15 protein-coding genes are annotated in these 23,411 nt (G+C 59.8%); 13 read left to right on the top strand and 2 right to left on the bottom strand.

The features are described from left to right. Positions 1–21: 21 nt before the first annotated feature. Positions 22–1,593: a hypothetical protein gene (locus tag GX444_18525; protein NLH50575.1), complete on the bottom strand. Its 1,572-nt coding sequence runs from the start codon at positions 1,591–1,593 to the stop codon at positions 22–24. Between the two features lie 556 nt (positions 1,594–2,149). Between GX444_18525 and GX444_18530 the strand changes: the two genes are divergently transcribed. From GX444_18530 to GX444_18565, 8 genes are all read left to right on the top strand, one after another. Continuing rightward, positions 2,150–3,703 carry a hypothetical protein gene (locus tag GX444_18530; protein ID NLH50576.1) on the top strand — a complete coding sequence of 518 codons (1,554 nt, stop codon included), beginning with the start codon at positions 2,150–2,152 and terminating at the stop codon, positions 3,701–3,703. 48 nt (positions 3,704–3,751) lie between these two features. After that, positions 3,752–4,891 carry an isocitrate lyase/PEP mutase family protein gene (locus GX444_18535; GenBank protein NLH50577.1) on the top strand — a complete coding sequence of 380 codons (1,140 nt, stop codon included), beginning with the start codon at positions 3,752–3,754 and terminating at the stop codon, positions 4,889–4,891. Positions 4,892–4,957: 66 nt separating this feature from the next. Next, a complete protein-coding gene (locus tag GX444_18540; GenBank protein NLH50578.1) occupies positions 4,958–5,908 on the top strand; it encodes an aldo/keto reductase in 951 nt (316 codons plus the stop codon). Positions 5,909–6,211: 303 nt separating this feature from the next. Further along, positions 6,212–7,585 carry a MotA/TolQ/ExbB proton channel family protein gene (locus GX444_18545; GenBank protein ID NLH50579.1) on the top strand — a complete coding sequence of 458 codons (1,374 nt, stop codon included), beginning with the start codon at positions 6,212–6,214 and terminating at the stop codon, positions 7,583–7,585. Next, positions 7,582–8,085, top strand: a complete 504-nt coding sequence (locus tag GX444_18550) for a hypothetical protein (protein ID NLH50580.1) — start codon at positions 7,582–7,584, stop codon at positions 8,083–8,085. Before GX444_18545 ends, GX444_18550 begins: the two co-directional genes overlap by 4 nt. Before the next feature lie 1,479 nt (positions 8,086–9,564). Then, on the top strand, positions 9,565–11,544 hold the full coding sequence (locus GX444_18555; GenBank protein NLH50581.1) for a hypothetical protein: 1,980 nt from the start codon (positions 9,565–9,567) through the stop codon (positions 11,542–11,544). Then, entirely contained in the window at positions 11,541–12,353 is an 813-nt protein-coding gene (locus GX444_18560) for a hypothetical protein (GenBank protein NLH50582.1), read from the top strand. Before GX444_18555 ends, GX444_18560 begins: the two co-directional genes overlap by 4 nt. Before the next feature lie 126 nt (positions 12,354–12,479). Further along, on the top strand, positions 12,480–13,790 hold the full coding sequence (locus GX444_18565; protein ID NLH50583.1) for a DUF4185 domain-containing protein: 1,311 nt from the start codon (positions 12,480–12,482) through the stop codon (positions 13,788–13,790). A gap of 147 nt (positions 13,791–13,937) precedes the next feature. On the opposite strand, the gene GX444_18570 is transcribed toward GX444_18565, so the two are convergent. Then, complete coding sequence (locus GX444_18570) at positions 13,938–14,918, bottom strand: hypothetical protein (GenBank protein NLH50584.1); 981 nt, start codon at positions 14,916–14,918, stop codon at positions 13,938–13,940. Between the two features lie 143 nt (positions 14,919–15,061). Here GX444_18570 and GX444_18575 point away from each other — a divergent pair, with 143 nt between their 5' ends. From GX444_18575 to GX444_18595, 5 genes are all read left to right on the top strand, one after another. Further along, positions 15,062–16,417, top strand: a complete 1,356-nt coding sequence (locus tag GX444_18575) for a radical SAM protein (protein NLH50585.1) — start codon at positions 15,062–15,064, stop codon at positions 16,415–16,417. Between the two features lie 108 nt (positions 16,418–16,525). Next, positions 16,526–17,785: an NAD(P)/FAD-dependent oxidoreductase gene (locus GX444_18580; GenBank protein ID NLH50586.1), complete on the top strand. Its 1,260-nt coding sequence runs from the start codon at positions 16,526–16,528 to the stop codon at positions 17,783–17,785. Positions 17,786–17,954: 169 nt separating this feature from the next. After that, the gene (locus GX444_18585; GenBank protein ID NLH50587.1) at positions 17,955–20,075 is read left to right on the top strand and encodes a glycoside hydrolase family 5 protein; all 2,121 of its coding nucleotides are present in this window, start codon (positions 17,955–17,957) and stop codon (positions 20,073–20,075) included. Continuing rightward, positions 20,072–21,427 carry a hypothetical protein gene (locus GX444_18590; protein NLH50588.1) on the top strand — a complete coding sequence of 452 codons (1,356 nt, stop codon included), beginning with the start codon at positions 20,072–20,074 and terminating at the stop codon, positions 21,425–21,427. Before GX444_18585 ends, GX444_18590 begins: the two co-directional genes overlap by 4 nt. A 102-nt stretch (positions 21,428–21,529) precedes the next feature. Further along, a complete protein-coding gene (locus tag GX444_18595; GenBank protein NLH50589.1) occupies positions 21,530–23,407 on the top strand; it encodes a sodium:solute symporter family protein in 1,878 nt (625 codons plus the stop codon). The last annotated feature ends 4 nt before the right edge of the window (positions 23,408–23,411 follow it).

The raw sequence follows: 23,411 nt of genomic DNA on the forward strand, positions 1-23,411 counted from the left end.
AAGCCCCTGGATCTCTTTCGACTACTTCGCGACCCCAAACCGCAAATACTGCACCCAGCCGGTAATCGTCACGTCCACCGCGCCGTCGGCGGTGTCGCCGCTCGCCAGCGGGTCGCCGTTCTGGTCGTACAGTCCCCAATCGCCGGTCGCGCCGGAAGGCAGGGGCACGCTGACCGGAAATTCGTGTTCGAGCATCGTCTGGTCGTGCCAGAGGCCGAGTGTCCACGTGCCGTCGTCGGCGGCGAAGGCAAGGGCGTGCAAATCGCCGTCCCACGCCAGCGCCGCGCCCAGGTCGCCGGCGAAGCGCGACTCGCCCAGCATCTGGTCTGCGCCGACCAGCGCGTTGTAGGCCGGTTTGGCGGCGATGGTGCCGCCCGGCCACGAATACAAACCGAAGGTGTCCTCGGTCGGCGGCGTCGCGCCGCCTTCGCCGTCCCAGAAGGTGTACCAGTAGAAATATTCGACCTCGGCCTGCAGGGCGAGCAGCAGGCCGCGCGCCGCGAAGGCGCCCTGCCGTTCCTCGCCGATGAAGTAATCCGGCCAGCCCATCTCGGTGAGGTAGATCGGTTTGTCGCCGCAGCCGATATCCGCCAGCCGTTCCCGCGCCGCCGCGATCATCCCCGGCATATTGGGGTAGACGAAAAAGCCGAGGTCGAAGGTGAATTCCGGCCCCGGCTGCTGGAAGAGCGTGTAGGGGTGGATCGCCATCGCGTCGATGAAGTCGCAAAGATCGGGATGCGCCTCGGCGACCTGCGACAGGAAATTCCAGACGCCGTTCTGAATCAGGTCCGGGATGTTGTCGAAATCCACGGTGGACAGGCCGCCGAAAAGGACGGTCGCGCTCGGATCGTTTTCATGGATCGCGGTATAGGCCGCCTTGAGCAAGGTGCCGTAGTGGTCCGGATTGGGCGCCGGCGACCAGAACCGCGTCGTGTTTTCCTCGTTCCAGATTTCGTACACGTCGATGCGATCGGCGAAGTGCGCCGCGACCGAGCCGTTGAAATCCGCGTAGATTTCCGGATCGATGTCGTCCGGCGATCCGTTGGGCATGGCCCAGCCGACTCCGTAGGCCATCATCGCGTCCACCTGGATGCCGGCATCCAGGTTCAGATCGACCATCGTGTCGTAGCCGTCGAAGTACCATTCGTCGTCGTTGGGTTCCAGCGTGCTCCAATGAAAATCGGTGCGCATCATGCCGACGCCGGCGTTGCCGAGTTGCCCGATTTCGAACTCGCGCAATTCATCGTAGCCGGCGCCGTTGCTCATGTGGCTGGAAATGGCGAGGATTTCGCCGAGTGTTTTGCCGGACGGAGCAAATCCCGCGTATGGATCGGTCGGCGTGGTGTCGTTGTCGTCGTTATCGTCATTGTCGTCGTTGTCGTCGTTGTCGTCATTGTCATCGTTGTCGTCATTGTCATCGTTATCGTCGTTGTCGTCGTCGTCGACTGGCGAAGAGTCATCATTATTGTCATCGTCGAGCGGCGAGGAATCGTTGTCATCGTCATCGCCGTTGTCGCAAGCGGAGAAACCGAAAAGCGCCGCCAGGCAGAGAAAAAGAAGAACCGCGTGAGGAATGGAAATCAACCGCTTCATGTCTGCTCCTGAAGATGTTACCTCCCGACTTTCGGAGGCGGGGCAGGGAGTGTCAAGTCCCGATACAATATAAAGAATTTGTCATTTCAAGATCGACATCTCTTATCTGGCGGGTTGAATTTAACAAATCGATTAATGGTCTTTTTGCGCCGCGCGATTCGAAGAAGTGGATCCTTTCGTTCCTCGTCCCGAAACGCGCAACGGAGCCTTATTGCAAAAAATTTGCAACAATCGCTGGCTTTTTACCGGGTGGGACTTATTTTCAGGGTGAAAAGTGAAAGAAAAGTAGCGCGAATTGCAAATGCAGGCTGGTGGGTTCGCTGGCTGCCGAAGAAAAACGGTTGATTGCCGAATGATTATGATAATTCGCGTCGCCCCGCTTGGTCGGACTAGCCGGGTGTTGAAAAACACCCGGCGTGCGATCCATGGATGGATCGCCATTTTCGGTAACTTCCGAAGTTGCCGAAAATGAAGCGAAAGAAAAACCACGCTTTTTGTTGAGCGCGGTTGAAAAAGGACAGGACGGCCTTTTTCAACAGACTGCTGGGAGCCATCCATGAAATACGATCCTCGCATGAACACCGCGCCGGATGGATTCGACCCGCGGCGCGATTTGCCGGCCGGTTTTTGGGATTTTTATCTGCCTTTGCATCGCAAATACACCGCCTGGCAACAGGAACTCGTCGCCAAACGGCAGGCGCAGCTCCGGGCCGCGCACGAGGGCAAGCTGCCCGATTACCTGCCCCCTTCCGAAATTTCACGCGGCGACTGGAAAGTCACCTTGCCGGAATGGGTGCTCGACCAGCGCAACCAGATGACCGGCCCCGTCGACGACGCCGAACTGTCGGTCAAGATGCTCAACTCCGGCGCGCCGGGCGTCATGCTCGACCTCGAGGACTCGATGGCCAACACGTGGGAAAACCTGATGACGGGCCACGACAACGCCATCCGGGCGCTTTACGGCGAGTTGGAATATTGCTGCAAAGGCGAGGAACCCGTCGCGGTCAAGCCGAGCAAAACCGTGGTTTACCTGCGCGCGCGCGGCCTGCACCTGTCGCAAGCCGGCCTGCTGCCGGAGCGGGAATTGACCTCGGCTTCGCTGTTCGACGTGGCGTTGATCGCCTATCGCGTCGACCGCGCGAAGCTGAAGCACAACCTGTCTTTTTACATCCCGAAGACCGAGGCGGCCGAGGAAGGCCGCTGGTGGGCCGGGGTATTCAAAGACCTCGCCGCGGCCAAGGGCTGGGAGCCCGATTACATTAAAGCGATGGCGCTGGTGGAGTCGTTTCCGATGGCCTACCAGTTCGAGGAATTCGCCTATTACCTGCGCGATCACCTGCTCGGTCTGAATCTCGGCCGGTGGGATTACATGGCGAGCCTGATCCACTTCAATCTGAACGATCCGAACTGGATTTTGCCCAACCGCAACACCATTCCGCACGACGTGCCGTTTTTCCAGAACGTTCGCGTGCGGATTCCGCAAATCTGCCACCGGCGCGGCCTGCTGGCGATCGGCGGCATGACGGCGCTGTACCCGAGTCGTGTCGACGCCGCGCTCAATAAACGCGCCCTCGAGGTGCTGGCCGTCGACAAAAAAAACGAGGCGAACTGCGGCATGGACGGCGCCTGGACCGGCCACCCCGACCAGAATCGGATCGCCCTGGAGCAGTTCCCCGTGCCCAATCAGTTGAGCCGCTGGGATCCCGTCTACGACAAGTACCCCGACCTTCGCGTGGCGCCGCTGGGCGTCGGCGCGACGACGCTGGAAGGCACGCGCATCGCGGCGCGGACCACGATCCTTTACCGGTTCGGCTACCTGTCGGGCAAGGGGGCGAGCCTGATCAACGGCTACATGGAAGATCTGGCCACCGATCGCATCTACCGCCTGATGATCGCCCAGCGGGTGCGGCACGGCCTCACGGCGCCCGACGAGAACGGCCGGCCGGTGAACCATACACCGGAATTGGCGACCCGGATTTACGACGAGGAACTCGACAAGCTGCTGGCCGCCCTGCCGCCGGATACCGACGAGGCCGTGAAGGCGCGCTATCGCGAGGCGCGGCGCCAGAGCGAGGAAATGATTGCGCAAGGCCGGTTCGATCCCGTTTGAGGCCGGCCTTTTTCCAATGGGTGCGGGAAAACCACAAGGAGTCGGATGATGAGCGAGAAAATGAATCTGGTCGATACCCCGCTGCTGCCGCCGGGTTTCCAAGTGCCGGCGTCGCGCTTCGTGCATCCCAGCAAGCGGTTGCGCGAGCTGTTGAAAACCGAGCCCTACGTCTTCGGGCCGGGCGTCTACGATCCGATGACCGCGCAACTGGTGATGTATTACGGCTTCAAGGCCGTTTACTTCAGCGGTTACAGCTTCGCCATGGGTCACGTCGGCACCACCGACATGGATCTGTACACCGGCACCGAAATCGCCGACGCCGCGCGCCGCACGGTCAGCGCGTTGCGTAAGTTTCAATTGACCATGGCGATCGGCGAGCCCGAAAAGAACATCGCCCCGAAGCACCTGGACATTCCGCCGGTGATCATCGACATGGACGGCGGCTACGGTAACCTGTTCAACGTCGCGCGCACCGCCGAAAACTACGTCACCGCCGGCGTCGCCGCGGCGCACCTCGAGGACCAGGTGCTGCCCAAGCGCTGCGGGCACATCGGCGGCAAGGCGCTGATCCCCGCCGGCGAGATGATCGGCAAGCTCAAGATCATGCGCGCCGTCGCCGACGACCTGGGCAACCGGGATTTCGTCATCATCGCCCGCACCGACGGCCTCTCGGCGGTCGACGCGCCGGAAAAAGCGCGGGGCATGGACCTGGCGGTGGGCCGGGCGTTGCAATACCTCGAAACCGGCATCCCCGATCTGATCTGGTGCGAGTTCCCGACCGCGGACCGCGGACCGCTCGAGGAGTTCACCGGTCGCGTTCATCAAGAATTCCCGGATGCGAAGTTCGCCTTCAACTACAGCTCGTCGTTCAAATGGTACAAGGACCAGAACCCCATCACCTTCGACCAACTGGGCGAATTGGGCGTCAAATTCCTGTTCATCACCCTCGGCGGTCAGCACGCGACGGCGCACGGCTTCAGCGTTCTGTTGCAGGATATGCTCCAGGCCAAGCAGCAAGGTTACATGGAGCTACAAAAGAAGGAATTCGCGCCCGGCACCGACTTCCCGTCCAAGAGCCATCACTTTTTCTCGGGCGTGCCGTACCACCACCTGATGGGCGATCTGTACGAGGCGGCCCGTCTGGGAACCCGGTTCGTCGAGGAGTTGCCGGAGGATAAGGTCGTCTGACATACTGACCGGCCGAAGCGGGGCGGCGATCCGGGCCGCCCCCCGAACCAGCAGACGGAAACGGCGATGAAAAAACGAAAACTCGGGACGACCGAGATTTACGTGACCGAAATCGGCTTGGGCACCAATGCCGTCGGCGGTCACAACCTCTACGACAATCTTTCGGAAGAGCGGGGCGTCGCCCTGGTGCGGCGCGCGGTCGAGCTGGGCGTCAATTTCATCGACACCGCCGATATCTACGGCCTGGGCCGCTCGGAGGAACTGGTCGGCCAGGCGCTGCAAGGGCGGCGAGGCGAGGTCGTGCTCGCCACCAAGGGCGCCAGCGAATGGGATGCGGCCGGCCGGCGCGTCGGCGTGAACAATCGGCCGGAGTATCTGCGCCGCGCGCTCGAAGCCAGCTTGCGCCGGCTCGGCACCGATTACGTCGATCTATATTACCTTCACCGCATCGACGGCGCCGTGCCGCTGTGCGACAGCTTCGGCGAACTGCAAAAGCTCAAGGCGGAGGGTAAAATCCGCGCCGTCGGCCTGTCGAACGTCACCGTGCCGCAGTTGCAGGCGGCGATGTGCGCCGGGACGATCGACGCGGTTCAGAACGAATACAGTCTGTTTCAACGCGAAGCCGAGGAAGACGTGCTGCCGTTCTGCGAGGACAATGACATTTCGTTCATTCCTTACGGCCCGCTGGCCTATGGACTGCTCGCCGGTCGCTACGACCGCGGTTTTCGGTTGACCCCGAACGACTGGCGCCATCGCGTGCCGTTCTTCGACGCGAAAAACTTCGGCAAGTTGCTGGACCGGGTCGACGATCTCAAGGAGATCGCCGCGACCCTGCATCATTCGCTGCCGCACCTCGCGATCCGCTGGGCCTTGCGCCACCGCATGGTCTCGTCGGTCATCGCCGGCGCGAAAAATCCCGACCAGGTCGACGACAACGCCGCCGCCGTCGACTGGGATCTCACCGACGCCGAAATCGACGCCGTCGACGAAGTGACGGCCGATCTGCATTATTCGTGACCGGTGTTGATTAACGAAAAAGTGATGAGTTTTAGAGTGGTGTATTACCCATCTAATCCAGCCATTCTGTAGATGATTTTGCAATTTGTGGAACCGCTCGCCTCACGAACAACCTACTGATTAACAGAAAAGTAAAAACGATTTTCGAAATTTTTTTTCCGAATTTCGGATGTTGTCTTCCGCTCCCAAAGCCTAAGTACTTGAAATCACAATATCGCGCATTTGGCATGTCCAATGCTTCATGTCTCATTATCGCGCATTAATTATTGTGATGACAATAATCGTCAGCGAAAAGGATGGTCAATGAAAATCAATAAGCACCTCCTGGCTAATATCAGGATATTCAAGTGGGCACGCACAAAGGGCTTTCTTCTGTCATTTCTTGGCATCGTGATCATTGCCGTTTTCTATACATTCGGGACGGCAAAATGGGCTTGGAAAAGTGTATTCATCGGTCGACCGGCCTTTATCCCGGTGCAAATTTCCAACCAGGTAAACAGGCTGGAATTGAATGCCACGATTGGCGGCATTCCGTTTTTTCTGGCTCGTTCGCCTGCCGCGGCAGCTTATTGGTGGAAATATCATTCAATCGGCAATGGCAAGGACATTGCGGACTGCGATGTGAACGGCGGTTCGGCACTTGAATTGATCGATACGGAATATCCCGATTCGGATAACGCGAATGGCGTTTGCCGGAGACATATTCAAGTTCGTTGTTCGACCGATAAAAACGGGGCTGACCAAACTTTAATTATCGAAAACAAAGACATCTCTTTTAGTTATATTCCCAAGGGAGTCAAACCGGAAGACATCTCATCGGCGTCGAATATCCCCGAGGAATGCCAAACGGTTGCGTGGCCTCAATACCGGAACCTGTTTTTATTGACCAATGTTGAAGCGAAGCCGGATAAACAGGGTTCGATCGTAGTAGTCCCACAAGCAATTTATTGGCGTAAAGTCGCATGGTCCAGTTATCAGGAAGAGCCGATTAAGCAGAGCGCCGCCGTCAGTCAGACGACAACAGTCGAAGCGAAACAGTGCGTTCCTCACTTCTTTTTCAATGCGACGAATTCTCCCGAGTGCCAATTTGTCCGCGAGATACTGGTCAAACCATCCGTAGTGAATGAAAGAGACCCACAGTATTCCCTAACAGAGAAAGTGAAAAAGGGTGCCACTTATCTGGTCCCCATCATTTTGTATTGTGTTCTCTGGTTGGATACATTTTTATTTTGCTTTGTTCTTGGCGCCGGATTGATGTATCTGATTGTCAATAAGAAACCCAACAATCCGACAGTGAACAATGGCGATGCTGAATTGGGGCATGTCAACGAAGAACGAAGGGAATTGCGTCAATTCCTGGAGTGGCTGGAAGTTATCGGCCCGGCAATCGGTTTTTGGTTGACCGTCGGCTCGTTATTGTTGGCTTTCGAACCGGGGACTTTCGCCGATCAAGACAAAATCGCTTTTGCCTCGGGAATTTCCATGGCCATGACGGCAACCTTTGCCGGTCTGCTCATGCGCATCCTGGCCTTCACTGGCGATCGTCTGGTGTTACAAATCCTTTATCTTTACCACGGCGCCGACAAGGAAGGTTTTTTCCCGAAACCGAAAAAATTGGTGATGGAACCCAGTGGTGACACGCCCAAGGCCGGAGAGGAAAAAGGAACCGGACAATGATGCAAAGGGTTAATTCGCGAGATGATTTGTTTTTATCGGCTCTGGATCTCTACACTCTTTTATCATTGATGTTCATCGGTGTGGCTTACCTGACGACGTATGGTGGCATGGCGGGAAGGGATCTCGAACTGCCTACCGCAGCCGGCGATTCCACGCAACCGTCGCCGATGGATATGCCGGTTGTGCGATGGGTGACTACCGGTTTGGAAAATGGCAAATGCACCGTGAAATTCAATCCGCTTGGCAAGTTGGCCGGATTGATCCCAGCCGCGACTATAGAAGTACCTTGTCGGCCTGCTGCTTTTCTGGGAGGGGAACGAGGCCCCGATCCGACGCTTGCTTTAGCGGCGCAAAGATGGCGCGAACTCAACGCGGGTAACGACCGCGTGCCGCGAGTGGCTATCGCTTGTGAACGGGTGGATATCGAATCCTGCGCGCGATTGCAATGGGTATTCGGCGAGGCTGGTTTCTTAACCTTTGCTGCGGTCGCCGGCAATTAGTGATGGAGTGTCGATAATGAATGTCCTGACCCAACCGAATCGTTTTCGCGCGCTCTTGCGCCTCTGGCGGCGCGATCCCGCAAACCCCGTTGCGCAAAAATTTTTTCGGGAATTCACGGCATTCTGGCAACCGCTAGCCATTAGAGTTCTTACCGGATTTTCGCAGTGTCTCACCGAGCCTATTCCTCCGCTAAAGCAACCATTGGTCAGCAATGGAGCGATGCATTGGCTGATCGGTTGTGTTTTACGAGAATTGGCGAACCGGACGATTCTGAATAGTGCCTTCGATCCGGCATCGGAGATGATCCGCGTTCAAAGCAAGATCGTTGAAGAACTGATTGCCAAACTTCACGATGATAATGTTTCGAATGTAAAAATAAAATTGCGGAATGAGTGTTTGAAACATTATCTTCGTGAAATCGTCAAATATTCGGCCGGGCAAGGGATCCCAGTTTTTAACTGGATATTGCGAGATCCCAAGTTTCTTAACGAAAAATGCCCCTGGGGTGATTGTCAACGACAAAAAGATTTACCCGGCGATCATTTGCGTCTTGGCCTTGACGATCTGGCAACTCATTTCCGGCAGGGTTGGCGATGGGCCAAAGAGATTCCCTATGATCCCATAGCCGAGGTGTATTTGCCCAAACGACCGAGCCTGACGATAGCCACGATTCCCATGTTGACCAATTTACCAGCCAGTAGCGGAGCTGTTGCGATGATTGTTGTGGTTGCAGCGAACCTCATGATTCCTTCTATTCAAGAAGAGATGTATTCCGGCGGGCAAAGCGGTGCGAACTATTTCGACGCCGAACGACATGAGCAAGTTATACCCTTACCGATCGATCCGGACGGATTGACCATGGCAATTCCGAAAGAATCAGAGAATGAGGATGTTTTTATTATGAAAGAAAATGCGGCGGAAAAGGTGGAGCAAGCCGCAAAAAGGTGGTCGGCGGAAAATGCCTCTGGTTCCCATCCTGATTCATTGCTCACGCAAGGGCCGAAAGACAACATGTCCAATTCATCTGGAGGGATGCATATGGATTCGCAAAGGCCTTCTTTTGGCAACCCCACCACCGTCGGTGCCGGTAGCGGAGGCGGCGGTTTGGATGGATCGCCGAACGGGGCGGCCCATGCGGTATCCACGATTGGCGTGGGTGGGGGCGGCGGTGGCAGCCTGAAAACCGGCGGCGGTGGTAGTGGAAAGACCACGACCACCATCGGCGCAATGGGCGGAACAGGTGGCGGTATGGGAGGGTCGATTTCTTCCGGCGCTGGGGGAAACGGCGGCGGGAAGAAACCGACAACGACGGTTGGCGCGGCGGGAACCGGAACGGGAACGGGTCAGGCCGGTTACTATACCCCGGTGACGACCAACAGGCGGGAGATCGAAGCGATACCGGGGGTGGCGCGATTGGCGCGAACGATCGCCCACTACCGAAATCAGATCCTCGCCCGGAGTTCCGAAGTGCCGGATAAATGCCAAGGCTTGGGAGTCAAAATCGAAAATGGCGTGCTGATCGCCAAGGGATACACGGTCAACGCCGGCGGAGATCACGCCACGCTCTCGTTTGGTATGCGGGCGGGGCAAGATCGTTCCGCGGTTGTCCGTCAGGCTTACAACAACGTTTCCGCCGTGCTCGAAGATTGTTTGAGCAAGTTGAAATGATTGCAACGAAAGGGGTGTCGTTCATGGGTGCGCGATTGCCAGCGGCGATTATCCTGATGGTCTCTGTTTTTTTGCTTACCGGCGGAGCGGCGCTTTTACAAGCGCAACCCGCCCCGGCGGAGCCGCCCTCGCTGGAAAGTCCGCCCCCCGAGGGTGGGGCGACTCCCGCCGATACCCCTACCGGCGGCGAGGAGCGCATCGCTTTTCCGAGCCTGTTGCCCTCGGACCCGAACGAAGCCATCCGCCGAATCGAGGAAAACTTGCTGACCGATCAGGTGGATCACGCTTTTATCTACCTGACGGCCATTCAGGATTTTTATCAAAACTCGCAACTCTATGCCGATGGCAAGGACAAGGACGCCTATCTCAGTTTTCTGGCGAGTAATGAGACGCGTTTCACCCTGTTGCTGGCTGACGCCTATTATCAGCTTCTCGACAACGGCGGGTTGGTCGGTAATGTAAATCGGTTGCAATTGGCCACCGCGGCGTTCGACGAGGCGATCAATTCCAATTCCGGAACGATCAAATATTATCTCGGTCGCGTGGACGCGCTGTTTCAGCTCAACGAAACCCGGGATGAAGGTGGGCTGAATGACGACAATCTGGCGCGGCTGGCCGACGCCTTGATGGCGGAGGCCGACGCCTCTCCCGGCTTTTGTAATTATCAAAACGTCAAGGATGAGAATCTCCAATATCACTTCATCGTTTATAAAATGTCGGTTACCGCCGGAGAAACGGCGGGCGCCAGCTGTCCCTGCGATGTTTATCAATATGAGTGGCGGCGGATTAGCAGCATCGTCAGCCGCACGGCGATCCTGGCTTTGCAAACGCGCTCGCCCGAACAATCAATGATTCTGGCGCCATCATTCATCCGCTTAGCCACCTGGGGTCGGACGTTCCATCCGGCAATTGGATTGATTTTCCCGTTCCCCGGAGCCGACGGCCAACCGGCGGGTTTCCGCTTTGACGAAATCATCGACAACGCCGGTTTCGACGGCGGTAATTTGAAGGCCGCCATCGAACTGGCCCTGGCTGGTTACTACCATGACGCTCGCTTGGCTGATCGCTGTCTGGCTTTCGGGCGCCTGGGGTTGCGGGACGTGCGTTCACCGATCCTACGGGCCAAAGCCGCGTTGAAGATGTCGATGGTGTTCTATGATCCCGTGTGGGGCGATTTTTTCATACCGGGCGAAGAATTGAAATTCCGGCGCGATTTGAAATCATCGGCATTTTTCGCCGCTTCCCAATGCATCACCTCGCTCGACGGCCAGGAAACCGAGGCCACCGGGACCAAGGATCTGCGGGCGGCCTGCGTCGACCAACTCGGCTTGATGGGCGCGGCCTTATTGGCCGATTACTCTGACGCGGAAATACCGTCGGCCGATCTGGCTTCGGTGCTGCGCAATCCTGCTTTGACAACGCTGAGCGATCAAGACCTTAGCAGTGATTTCCACCTCGAGTTGGCACGGTATTACCGCTTGCGCAAAGACAATGATCAAGCGGCTCTGCATTATCAACTGGGAATTCGCCGCATGGCCCAGGATATCGCCTTCGTGATGCGACAAAAATTTCAAACGATTCCGGCCGGAACATCGGCGACTGAAATTGATGTCGCGTTGGTCGAATGCTGTCAGGGTGAAATCCGCGATTTCAAACGGCAGATCGAACTGGCTAAGACAGTGGTCAAGGATTTTTCTCCCCATTCGACGCTCCGGCAGCAAATCGAAAATTATTCGCAATTCGCCATGAAACTGGATGCGCCTTTCACCAACGGGGGGCTCGGATTATGAACGCCGCGCTGAAATGCCTGCTCCGCCTGGTGTTATTGTTCTGGCTGACACCCCTGCTCATGGGAATGGGTAGCGATCCTCTTGGCGAACCAGAGGCGACTGCGGCGATAACCGAGCCGCGAGGAGTTGAAGGAGTCGCCAAGAAACCGGTCGAGGAATGGATCGAGATCAAATCGGCAGGCGAAACGCGATGGGTGAAATTCGTTCCGGGCAATGAAGCGACCCGTCCCAATCGGGCGACGCGCCGTTTGAATCTGTTATCGGCTCGGCGAATGAATTGGCCGGAAGCCGTGGCGACTCCGACGGTTTCCCCCGCGGCGAGAATGCGCTACTTCTTCGAGGAAGACTGCCGGGCTTGGCTCGCCTCACTGACCGTGACCGATCCTACGCGCCTGCACGGCTTGTATGTGTTGATCCTCTTCCAGACCCAGCGCATCAATGATATGTACGATTCCGTTTATGCCGATTATCGCCGAACCATGATGCCGGTCGGATTGCCGACTCCCGAGGCGGTCTATCCGGCCGAGACCTTGGCCACGCTGGTCGGCGCGTATCTGATGGCCGCGGATATTTCGGTGCGCGCCGGCTGGAAATTGGATCCGTTGCGCAAACTCGAAAAGAAGATTGCCGCTAGCGGGCTCAGCGATCCGATGGTATTGCGGCTGCCCTTTGGCGCTTACAATCCGCCTTATGCCGAATTGTTTCAGCCGTTTTCAATGACGATCGAAAAACGCTTGGATCCTCCGCCAGCGCCGGAAAACAGGACGGCAAAACAAGTTGTGGGAACGACAGACAAGGCGCCTGAATAATCCGGGATATTTCGGCCACAACCGGCATTGATCGCCACGGTTGCGCCTCCATCCGAATCCATTTGAATCCGCACATCCGGGCATGGTAACTTCAATCTCAAGCCGTGACGGGAAGGGGTTTGTCCGATGCAACCTGGCTACCTAATCGCTTGCGGTTTGTTGATCCTGCTGCTGATCTCCTTCAGCACAGGCTGCGGTACCGAAGGCTCTTCAACCGACTCCGGACAATCTCGACCGACTGCCGATGATGACAATGATGATGACAACGACAATGACGACAACGACAACGATAACAACAACGATAACGACAACGACGACAACGACAATGACGACAACGATGACAACGACGATACCACGCCCGCGGTTTCCATTCCCATCCTGGGCGTCGAGGTCGAGGACGCCACGAGCTATCGCCTGATGAACCGGCTGCTGCCGATGAACACGGGCGATCTGTGGCCCGCCGCCTGGGCCGAGGACGACCGGCTCTATACCGCTTGCGGCGACGGGCTTGGTTTCGGATTGATTCCCGGCGATTTGGTGGTGTGCGTGGTCGACGGCAAACCGCCGGCGATGGCTGGGCACAACATTCCCGGGGCGCGCAGCGCGGCCGTCGCCGGCCTCTGGGGCCCGGAAATCCTGAAGCTGAACCGCAAGCCCACGGGGATGACCTGCGTCGACGGCGATTTGTACCTGTTTTCGCAAAACCTGGCCAACCGCTGGTCGGACGATCCGTTCGGGTATGCCGAAAACGGATCGGTTTCCGTCAGTCACGACCACGGTGCGACCTGGGATTACGATCACACCGCGCCGCTGTTCACCGACCGCGTATTCACCACCGGCTTTTTTCTCGATTTCGGTCGCTGCGGCGAGCACGCGATCGACGACTTCGTCTACGTCTACGGCCTCGACGGCAACTGGCGGTGGTCCGAGACGGTTGCGCCCACCGAGCTCTTCCTCGCCCGCGTCCCGCGCGACCGAATCATGGAGCGATCGGCCTGGGAGTTCTACACCGGCGAGTCCCAGGGCGAACCGATCTGGTCGGCCGCGATCGCGGACAAGGCGCCGGTGCTGACCGACGAAACGCGCTACAGCGACGACTGGACCGGCGTGGCGCAAGGGAGCGTCGTCTTTTTACCGGCGTTGAACCGCTACCTGTACAGCACCCGGGCCAAAAACGAATGGATTTTTCACGAGGCGGAAAAGCCGTGGGGCCCCTGGACGAAAGTGACGGTGCGCGAATGGACCGGCGGCTGGACGGAAGAGTACCACGCCGGTTATCCGGTCACGATTCCCGCCAAGTTTCTGGACGCGGACAGCCGTGGCGGCTGGCTTTTAAGCAGCCTCTCCTCCAGCACCTTCGACGGCCTCTACTACAACATGAATTTCCGCCGGTTCGAGCTCGAGGTCGCCGCGGAAACGAAAACGACGAATCATTAGCCGGGTGTTGAAAAATACCCGGCGTGCGATCCATGGATGGATCGCCATTTTCGGTAACTTCCGAAGTTGCCGAAAATGAAGCGAAAAAAACCACGCTTTTTGTTGAGCGCGGTTGAAAAGGCCAGGACGGCCTTTTTCAACAGCTTGTTAGTGATACGGGTTGGGCGAACCCTCGGGCTGGCGTTTGTAGCGCCGGTGAATCCAGTGATAGAAGTGCGGTTGGTCGCGGATGATTTTTTCGTACTGAACCAGCAGGTTGCGGGTGTTGACGCGCAGTTCCTCTTCCGGATCGTCGGGTAGCGATTTCCAAACGATTTCCTCCAGGACTTCCGTTTTGAATTTTCCCGGGCCGGTGGGATAGCTCCAGGACGCGAACACCGGAGCGCCGGTCGTTTTCGCCACCCAGGCCACCGAGCGCACCGTGGAGGCTTGCTTTCCCAGCCACTCGACGAATACGCCCTGCTTCTTTTTCATGTTCTGGTCGACGGTCATGCCGACGGCCGCGCCACTGGCGAGGGTGTCGAGCACGGCTTGCATCGATTCCTTGTGGGCGATGGTGCCGAAATTCATACCGGACCGCGCATCGACGATCAGGCGATCCATGACCGGATTGGAGATCCGTTTGGCGATGATCGAAATCGGGTATCCCGAGGTTCCCAGGCGGCCCGCCGAAAAATCCCAGGCGCCGATGTGCGCGCCCAGAAAAATGACGCCCTTGCCGCGCGAATAAGCCTCGTGGATCCGCTCCTCGTCGACCAACTCGAAATTGTCGCGCCAGAAGGCCTCGTCCATCAGCGGCACGCGCAGGTAATTGAGCACCTGGCGGCACAGGTTGATCAGCGATTGCTTGTAGATCTCATCCTTCTCGGCGGCGGTTTTGGTGTCGCCGAAAGCGATGTCGAGATTCACGCGGGCGACGGGGCGCCGGATTTTCAGCCAATAGAGCAAGAGGCCGACCCGCCGGCCGAACGCATAAGAGCCTTCCCAGGAAAGCCGCAGGACGATCGCCGTGATCAACCAGACGAAAAACCGGCTGAGGTAGTTGCCTTTGACGGCCGTGGTCTCGCGATAAGGCGCCATGTATTCGCGCATCTTTTCGGCGGACCAGGGAAAGGTTTCGCGCCGCATGTTTTTTTCCGTTGCCATCGCCATGAAAAAAGCCCCCAAGGGAATTTTCGAATCAGTTCGCTCACCCCCGCGCAAAAGCGGTTGATAATAAGGCCATGCATGGGGAAACACCATCGCGGGAATTTGCGTTACAATCCCCGGCCATGAACGAGCGTTCCGCCGATCATCGCCCGCGCGTCCTGCTCGTGAATCCGTGGATTCACGACTTCGCGGCGTACGATTTCTGGGCCAAGCCCCTGGGCTTGCTGACGCTGGGCGGCTATTTGCGCGCGGCGGGAGCGGCGGTATCGCTGTTGGATCTGACCGATCCGTGTTCGCCCCATTTACCCGACCGGCAACGCCCGCGCCGCCGGGAAGGCGGCACCGGCAAATTCCCCGCGCAACGCCTGCGCCGGCCGGTCGTTTTGCCGTACATCAACCGTTTCTACCGGCGGTACGGGATTCCGCCCGAGGCGGCCGCGGCGGCGCTGCGTGAAATGCCGGCGCCCGACGCGGTGCTCGTCACCTCGATGATGACCTATTGGTACACCGGCGTGATCGAAACCGTCGCCCTGCTGCGCGCCCGCTGGCCGCGTACGCCGATCCGGCTCGGGGGCGTTTACGCGACGCTTTGTCCCGCTCACGCCCGCCGCGTTTCCGGGGCCGACGAGGTTTTCACCGGCGAGGCGACGCGGGTCGGGCCGCTTTTGGCCGAACGCCTGGGTCTGGCGTGGCCGGAATTCGATCCGCTGGCGCCGCCGCTGCCGGTTCACGATCTGTATCCGCGCGCCGATGCGGCCGCGCTGCTCACCTCGCGGGGTTGTCCGAACGCCTGCCCCTATTGCGGCATCCGCCTGCTGGCGCCGGAATTCGTGCGCTATTCACCGGCGCGGGTCGAGCGGGAACTGCGCTGGTTGACGCGCGACCTGGGTATTCGCGACCTGGCGATTTACGACGACGCGTTTTTGCTGGATCGGCCGCGCGCCCTGGGATTACTCGATATATTTGCCGGGCTCGGTGAGCCGGTGCGGTTGCATGCCGCCGCGGGTTTGTCGTGCCGCGGCGTCGATGCCGAGACGTCGCGGGCGATGAAGCGCGCGGGTTTCGCCACGATTCGCCTCGGGCTTGAAACCGCCGATCCCGACCGCCAGCGGGAGTTGGGTGGCAAGGTGACGACCGCCGAATTCGAACAGGCGGTCGCGCATCTTTTGACGGCTGGTTTCCGGCGCGAACAGATCGGTGTTTACGTTCTCGCCGGGTTGCCGGGGCAGCGGCGGGCCGAGGTCGAGGATGCGGTGGATCGCGTTTTGGCGCTGGGCCTGCAACCGCACCTGGCGGAATATTCGCCGGTGCCGGGCAGCGCGCTGTTCGCCGCGGCCCAGGCGGTTTCGAAATACGATCTGAGCGATCCCTTGTTTCACAACCCGACGCTGTTGCCCGCCGCGGCCGGCGACCTGACACCGGCGGCGCTGGCGGAAATCAAGGTCCGCATCGCGGCTCATCCCGGAATCGTCCGCTGATTGAGACCGGCCACCGCTTTTATCCCCGCGCCGCGAAAGATTTTTTTCGCCGAGTTGCCACTCGCGCCCGCTCATGATTAAATTTTGTCGAAATTCAAGGGGTTATCGATGACTCAGACGCCAGCCGGAAATCAGTTGCCGCGCGTGGTGATCATCGGCGGCGGTTTCGCCGGGATTCATGCGGCCAAAGCCTTGCGACGTGCGCCGGTCGAGGTGGTGGTGATCGACAAGAACAACCACCACGTCTTTCAGCCGCTGCTTTATCAGGTGGCGACGGCGGGCCTCGCGGCGGTCGATATCGCCACGCCGATCCGGGCGATTTTGCGCAAGCAGAAAAACGCGCGGGTGATCATGTCCGAAGTGCGGGACATCGACCGGTCCCGGCGTGCGGTGCTGCTCGAACACGAAGAAATCACTTACGATTATCTGATCCTGGCCGCCGGCATGGTGACCAATTTTTTCGGCCATGACGAATGGCGCGACGTCGCTCCCAGCCTCAAGGATTTGCACGATGCGCTGGCCATGCGGCGGCGGATTCTGTCGGCTTTCGAGGCGGCGGAGTTGGCGAGCGATCCGGAGGAGGTCAAGGCGCTGCTGACCTTCGTGATCGTCGGCGCGGGGCCGACCGGCGTCGAGTTGGCCGGGGCGATCCGTGAAATCGCCGGGCAGGTGATGGTGCACGATTTCCGGCGCATCGACCCGAAGCTCACGCGGGTCATCATGGTCGAGGCTGCGCCGCGCGTCTTGCCGCCGTTCCCTGAAATATTGTCGGCCAAGGCGCAACAGGCCTTGGAAAAACTGGGGGTGGAAATCCGGCTGCAGACGATCGTGAAGAACATCACCCCCGAAGGCGTGCAAGTGGGCGACGAATTCGTGCCGTCCCGCACGGTTTTATGGACGGCGGGCGTCGCCGCGTCGCCGCTCACCAAGAGCCTGGGGTTGCCGCTCGACCGGGCGGGCCGGGTGTTGGTCAACGAGGACCTGACGGCGCCGGACGATCCGCGCGTTTTCGTGGCCGGCGATCTGGCTCATTTCGAAATCGGCGGCCAACCGCCGTTGCCGGGTCTGGCGGCGGTGGCCATGCAGGAAGGCGACCACGCGGCGCTCAACATCCGGCTGGACGTGGCCGGCAAGGCGCGCCGGCCGTTTCACTATCTCGACCGCGGCAAGATGGCGACCATCGGCCGCTACCGGGCGGTCGCCGAGGTGTTCGGCGTGCGGTTCGCGGGCTGGCCGGCCTGGCTGGCGTGGCTGTTCGTCCACGTCCTGTTTTTGATCGGATTCCGCAACCGGTTTTCGGTGCTGGTGCAATGGGCCTATTCGTACCTGGCCGTCCGGCGCTGCGCGCGGCTGATTCTCAAGCCTTAATCGGCCTCGGAGCAGCCGAAAAACCCGTTTCGCGAACCAGTTGATCCAATAATTGGACTTTCTTCTCGACCTTGCATTCCGCCCGCGGCTTACCTTAATCTGCCGGCATGATCCACGATCGTTTGTCGTTCCGACGCCGTCCGTCCACCCACTCCCCGAGGAGCTATTCATGAGACTCATCCGTCTTCTTCTCTGCGTGTCGTTGTTGCTGGTCCTGGCGGCCTGCGACGACGATTACGAGCCGCAAGACCAGTACCAGGATTCGCTCACCCGCGTCCACGTCCAGCAGACGTTCTTCAAGGACCAGCAGGGGCGCTACCTCTACCTCAACGGCATCAACCTGGCCGATCCGAAGAGCGGGCCGGTGGTTTGGGATCCCATTTCCTACGTCGGCAAGCCGTTCCCGGTGGACGAACTGGACAAGAATTTCCGGATCATCCAGCAGTTGGGCTTCAATTCGGTGCGGTTTCTCATTCAGTGGGAAGCGATCGAGCCCGATGAAAAGGGCGTCTACGACGAGGAATACCTCGATTACCTGGAAACCGCGGTGGCCAAGGCGGGCGAGTACGGCATCTACTGCCTGATCGACATGCACCAGGACATGTTTTCGCGGCACCTGCTGAAGTACTTCAACGACGGCTCGGGCGTGATGGGCCTGGTGAACCCGGCGGAAATCGAGCTGGCCGAGCGGTACGGTTACAACAACAAGGTCAACGGCGACGGCGCGCCGCGCTGGGTGGTGCAGGCCGCGTTGCCCGAAAAGAACGTCGGCGGCCCGAAGTGGGGCCTGCCCTACGCGCTGGTCGACAACCCGAACGAGACTTCCGACGTGCTGCCCTGGACGAGCTGGTTCCTGAACGTCGGCACCTCGCTGGACGAGAACCGCTGCTACGCGGCGCTGTTCGCCGGCGACGTGGTCTGGCCCGACTATTTCATCGACGGCCAGAACCTGAAGGACTACCTGCAGGAGGCCTACGCCAATTCGTTCGCCCAAGTGGCGAAACGGCTGGCCGGTTATGACAACGTGCTCGGCTACGACATCATCAACGAGCCGGGCGGTGTGTTCATCATGCTGACCCTCTACGCGCTGCTTTACCGCGAGGCCGCGGCCAGCCCGAGCGGCGAACTGACGCCGTCGCAGGTCGAGGCGGCGCTCAACGCCTACCTGAAGGAAATGCGCGGCCAGGGCTTCCCCGAGGAGCAGAGCCAATTGCTGCGCGCGGTCCTGCTGGATTACGACCTGTTGCCGCACAGCAAAAGCGAGATCGAATCGTCGGGCTTCATTCCGGCGGCGGGCTCGCCCTATCGGCCCAACCTGTTCGCGGCCATCGCGCTCAACGCCAACTTCAACAAGACCTACCTGCAACCCTTCTACGAACGGATTGGCGCGGCCATCCAGCACGAGGATCCGAACGCGATCATCTTCTTCGAAACGATCACCGGCTTGCCCGACAAGGGCATTTCCGGCCAATGGGCGGCGCCGATGACCCCGTTGCAGGGCATCGAGCAGCAGGTGTACGCGCCGCACAAATACGTCGATATCTACCCGAATATCGGCTTCAACCAGCCGCCGCGCGATTTCGAGGTCGGCGAAATCCGCTTCCGCGATTACGAGGGGCCGATCGACGAGGCGATCGATTACGCCACCTACAGCCTGGGCAATCCGCCGGTGGTGCTGGGCGAATTCGGCGCGTACTTCAATTTCGGCGGCATCGACCAGGCGCGGGCGACCGGCTACGAGCTGTCGCAGTACATCATCGATCCGTATTACGAGGTCTACGAAAAGAAGCTGATGCACCGGATGATCTGGGCCTATTCGCACCTGAACAATTACGACAACGGCGACGGTTGGAACAAGGAGGACTTCTCGGTGGTGGACCCGGACCTGAAGCCGCGCGGCTGGCAAGCGTATTCGCGCGCCGTGCCGCGCTTCACCAGCGGCCGGCTGCTGTCGATGCACTTCTATTCGCCGCTGCATTATTTCGAGCCGCGGCCGAACGAGCCGACGCCGTACCTCGAATTCGCCATGGAAATGGCGTCGAAGGAAACCACGGCGCCCACCGAAATTTACGTGCCGCCCCTGCAGTACACCGACGGCTTCTACGTGCGGATTTCCGACGGCCGCTGCTACTATGACCCGCACACCTACGTCCTCTACTGGTTCCCCGCCGCCGACGATCCCGCGACGGTGCACGACATCCGGATTCGGCCGCCCTACGCGGACTACGGCGACGAGGATTGGGACTACTTCTTCAACGGCGACCAGGTGATCGAGGGGGTGCGCTCATGAAACGGATGCACGCGATTGCGGCCGGGATCTTGTTGCTCGGGATGCTCCTGACGCCGGCGTTCGGCGCGACGGCGGGCGAGCCGGCGGCGGCGACCGAGAACCTGCTGCCGGCGTTCGACATCTTCTTTCAAACCTACTTTTACGCGGCCAACGACCGCGATTTCGACCGGACCGAGCCCTTGTACGAGGCCAACGGCCAGAGCGTCGGCTACGTGCTGACCACGATGCGGCCGGGCCTGACCTGGCGGCCGGCGGAAATCCTGACCCTGCGCTATCAGCTCGAGGTCGGCGACAACCTGTGGAGCCGCAACGATCCCTACGGCGACGATCCGTACTCTGAAGAAACGGCCGTCTTCCGGCACAAGGAAATCTGGGCCGAGGCCACGACGCCGAACGGCAGACTGGGAACGCGGCTGGGCTTCCAGTATTTCTACGACCCCACCCATCTGGTGATCGACCGGCACATCGGCCTGGCCACGGCGTTTTACCAGGTCGGCGGCCAGCAGGTGACCGTCGGCGCGGGCCAGATTCCCGATCAGGTCTACGAGGGATTCGGCGAGGAAACCGACGGCCTGCGCCTGTCGGCGAACAATTTCGAACAGGACAATTTTCTGTTCGGCGCCTGGTCGCGCCATCCGCTGGGCGCGGGCGTGCTGTCGCCGGGCGTGTTTTTCAATTGGGATAAAACCGAAGTCGACCGGCCCAAGGGCGTGCTCAGCGTGGCGGCCAATTACCACGCGCCGCTGGGCCCGATCGTGAAACTGGACGTCGATCTGGTCGGCCAATACGGCCAGTATTTGCGCGCCGGGCTCGACAACCGCGACGTCACCATGCTGGCCGGCGCGGCGCAGGCGAACGTGGACGCCGAATGGCGCCTGATCGGCCTGCGCTACAACCTGCTGGCCTTCACCGCCGACGACGGCGACAAGCTCGATCAGTTCGACACCGGCTTCCGGTATTCGGGCTGGTCGAAGAGCGCCACGTTGATCCTGTCGCTCAACGAGCTGCACGACCAGTACGACAACGTCGACGAACGGGTCGCGGCGCAGGACGCCGGCCTGTTTCTGGCCGACCAGGAATTCGCGGTCAAGCCGACCGAGGACGTGCGCCTGTTCCTGACGCTCGGCGCGGGTTTCGTGTTGGACGACACCAACACCGACGGCGAATCGTATCTCGGCACGGAAGGGCAGTTCGGCGTCGCCTGGTCGCCGATCCAGAAACACCTGACCTTCTCGCTGATCGGCGGCGGCCTGCTGCCGGGCGAGGCGGCGGGGCAGTTGCAGAACGCCATCGACAAGACCGCCCACGACCCGCTCTATCAGGGCCAGGCGGCGATGACCGTAACGTATTAGCCGCGGGGCGTGTAACTTGCGGTCCCCGGTCGCCGGGGTATAATTCGGCCAACCGCGAGTTGAACGGATTTCGATGTGTCACCGCGCCGGGCGGCGTGGCGAATGATAGGCGAAAGGTCCAACAATCCAAAAGGCGGTCAAGTTCCCATGACAGAGACCATGACACATTTGACCTGGATCGATTATTCGATCATGGCGATCTACCTCGCGTTCGTGCTGGGCATCGGGTTTGCGCTCAAGCGCTACACCAAGTCCAGCAACGATTTCTTCTTGTCGGGCCGGTCCATTCCGGCCTGGATCACGGGATTGGCGTTCATTTCGGCCAACCTCGGGGCGCAGGAAGTCATCGGCATGGGCGCGATGGGCGCGAAGTACGGCATTGCCACGAGCCACTTTTATTGGATCGGCGCGATTCCGGCGATGGTGTTCGTCGGCATTTTCATGATGCCGTTTTATTACGGCTCGCGCGCCCGGTCGGTGCCGGAATACCTCAAGCTGCGCTTCGATGAAAAAACGCGCGGCCTGAACGCCATTTCCTTCGCGGCGATGACCATCTTCTCCTCCGGCGTGTCGATGTACGCGATGGGCAAGCTCTTCGAGCTGCTGCTGGGCTGGGACTTCAACATGGCAATCCTGGTCGCGGGCGCGATCGTGCTCGTCTACATCTTCCTGGGCGGCTTGACCAGCGCCATCTACAACGAGGTCTTGCAGTTCTTCCTGATCGTCTTCGGCTTCCTGCCGCTGGTCTACATCGGCCTGAAAAAAGTCGGCGGCTGGTCGGGCATCAAGGAAAAGTTGATGGTCGCGGCGACGGCGAACGGCCTGCCGGCGACCGCCTACACCTCCTCCTGGTCGCACATGGGCAGCGCGGCGACCAACCCGATCGGCGTCGAGTGGTTCGGCCTGGTGATGGGCCTGGGCTTCGTGCTGTCGTTCGGCTACTGGTGCACCGACTTCCTCGTCGTGCAACGCGCCATGGCCGCCAATTCGATGTCGGCCGCGCGCCGTACCCCGCTGATCGCGGCGATTCCCAAGATGCTGTTCCCCTTCCTGGTGATCGTGCCCGGCATGATCGCCATGGCCGGCACCGCGCATTACGTCGCCAACTGGAGGCCGGCCTCCGATCCGGCCGCCGCCGTCGCCACCGTGGACGGCCAGCCGGTGGTCGCCGCCGCACCGGTCGAGGAAGGCCTGATTCCGCCGAAGAAGGACGCCGACGGCAAGCCGATGGTCGACAAGCGCGGCCGGGTGCTGCTCGATTACGATCTGGCGACCCCGAAAATGCTGATGACCCTCATGCCGGCCGGTTTGCTTGGTTTGGGCCTGACGGCGCTGCTGGCCTCGTTCATGTCGGGCATGGCGGGCAACGTCACGGCGTTCAATACGGTGTGGACCTACGACATCTACCAGAGCTACATCAACAAAAAAGCCGGCGACGAACACCTGCTCTGGATGGGGAGGTTCACGACCGTCTTCGGCATTGTCCTGAGTATCGGGGCGGCCTACGTCGCCAAGTCCTACAACAACATCATGGACCTCTTGCAGCTCGTGTTCGCCTTCGTGAACGCGCCGCTCTTCGCGACTTTCGCGCTGGGCATGTTCTGGAAGCGGACGAGCGGCCACGGCGCGTTCTTCGGCCTGCTTTCGGGCACGCTGGCGGCGGCCGCGCACCACGGCCTGACCCTGCCGGCCGGCGCGGCGGTCGGCTTCAAGGGCGGCTACCTGGGCCTCCTGGAGACGTACCCGAGCGAGATGTCGCAGAACTTCTGGACGGCGATCTGGGCGTTCACGGTTTGCATCGTCGTTTCGATCATCATCAGCTTGTTCACCAAGCCGCGGACCGATGCGGATATGAAGGGCCTGGTTTACTCCCTGACGCCGAAACCCGAGGACGATTCGAAATACTGGTACCAACGGCCGGCCGTGCTGGCGATCGTGGTGCTGGTGTTGACGGCCGTTCTCAATCTCATCTTCTGGTAGAAAG

Source organism: Myxococcales bacterium, from assembly GCA_012517325.1.
Taxonomy (GTDB): domain Bacteria; phylum Lernaellota; class Lernaellaia; order Lernaellales; family Lernaellaceae; genus JAAYVF01.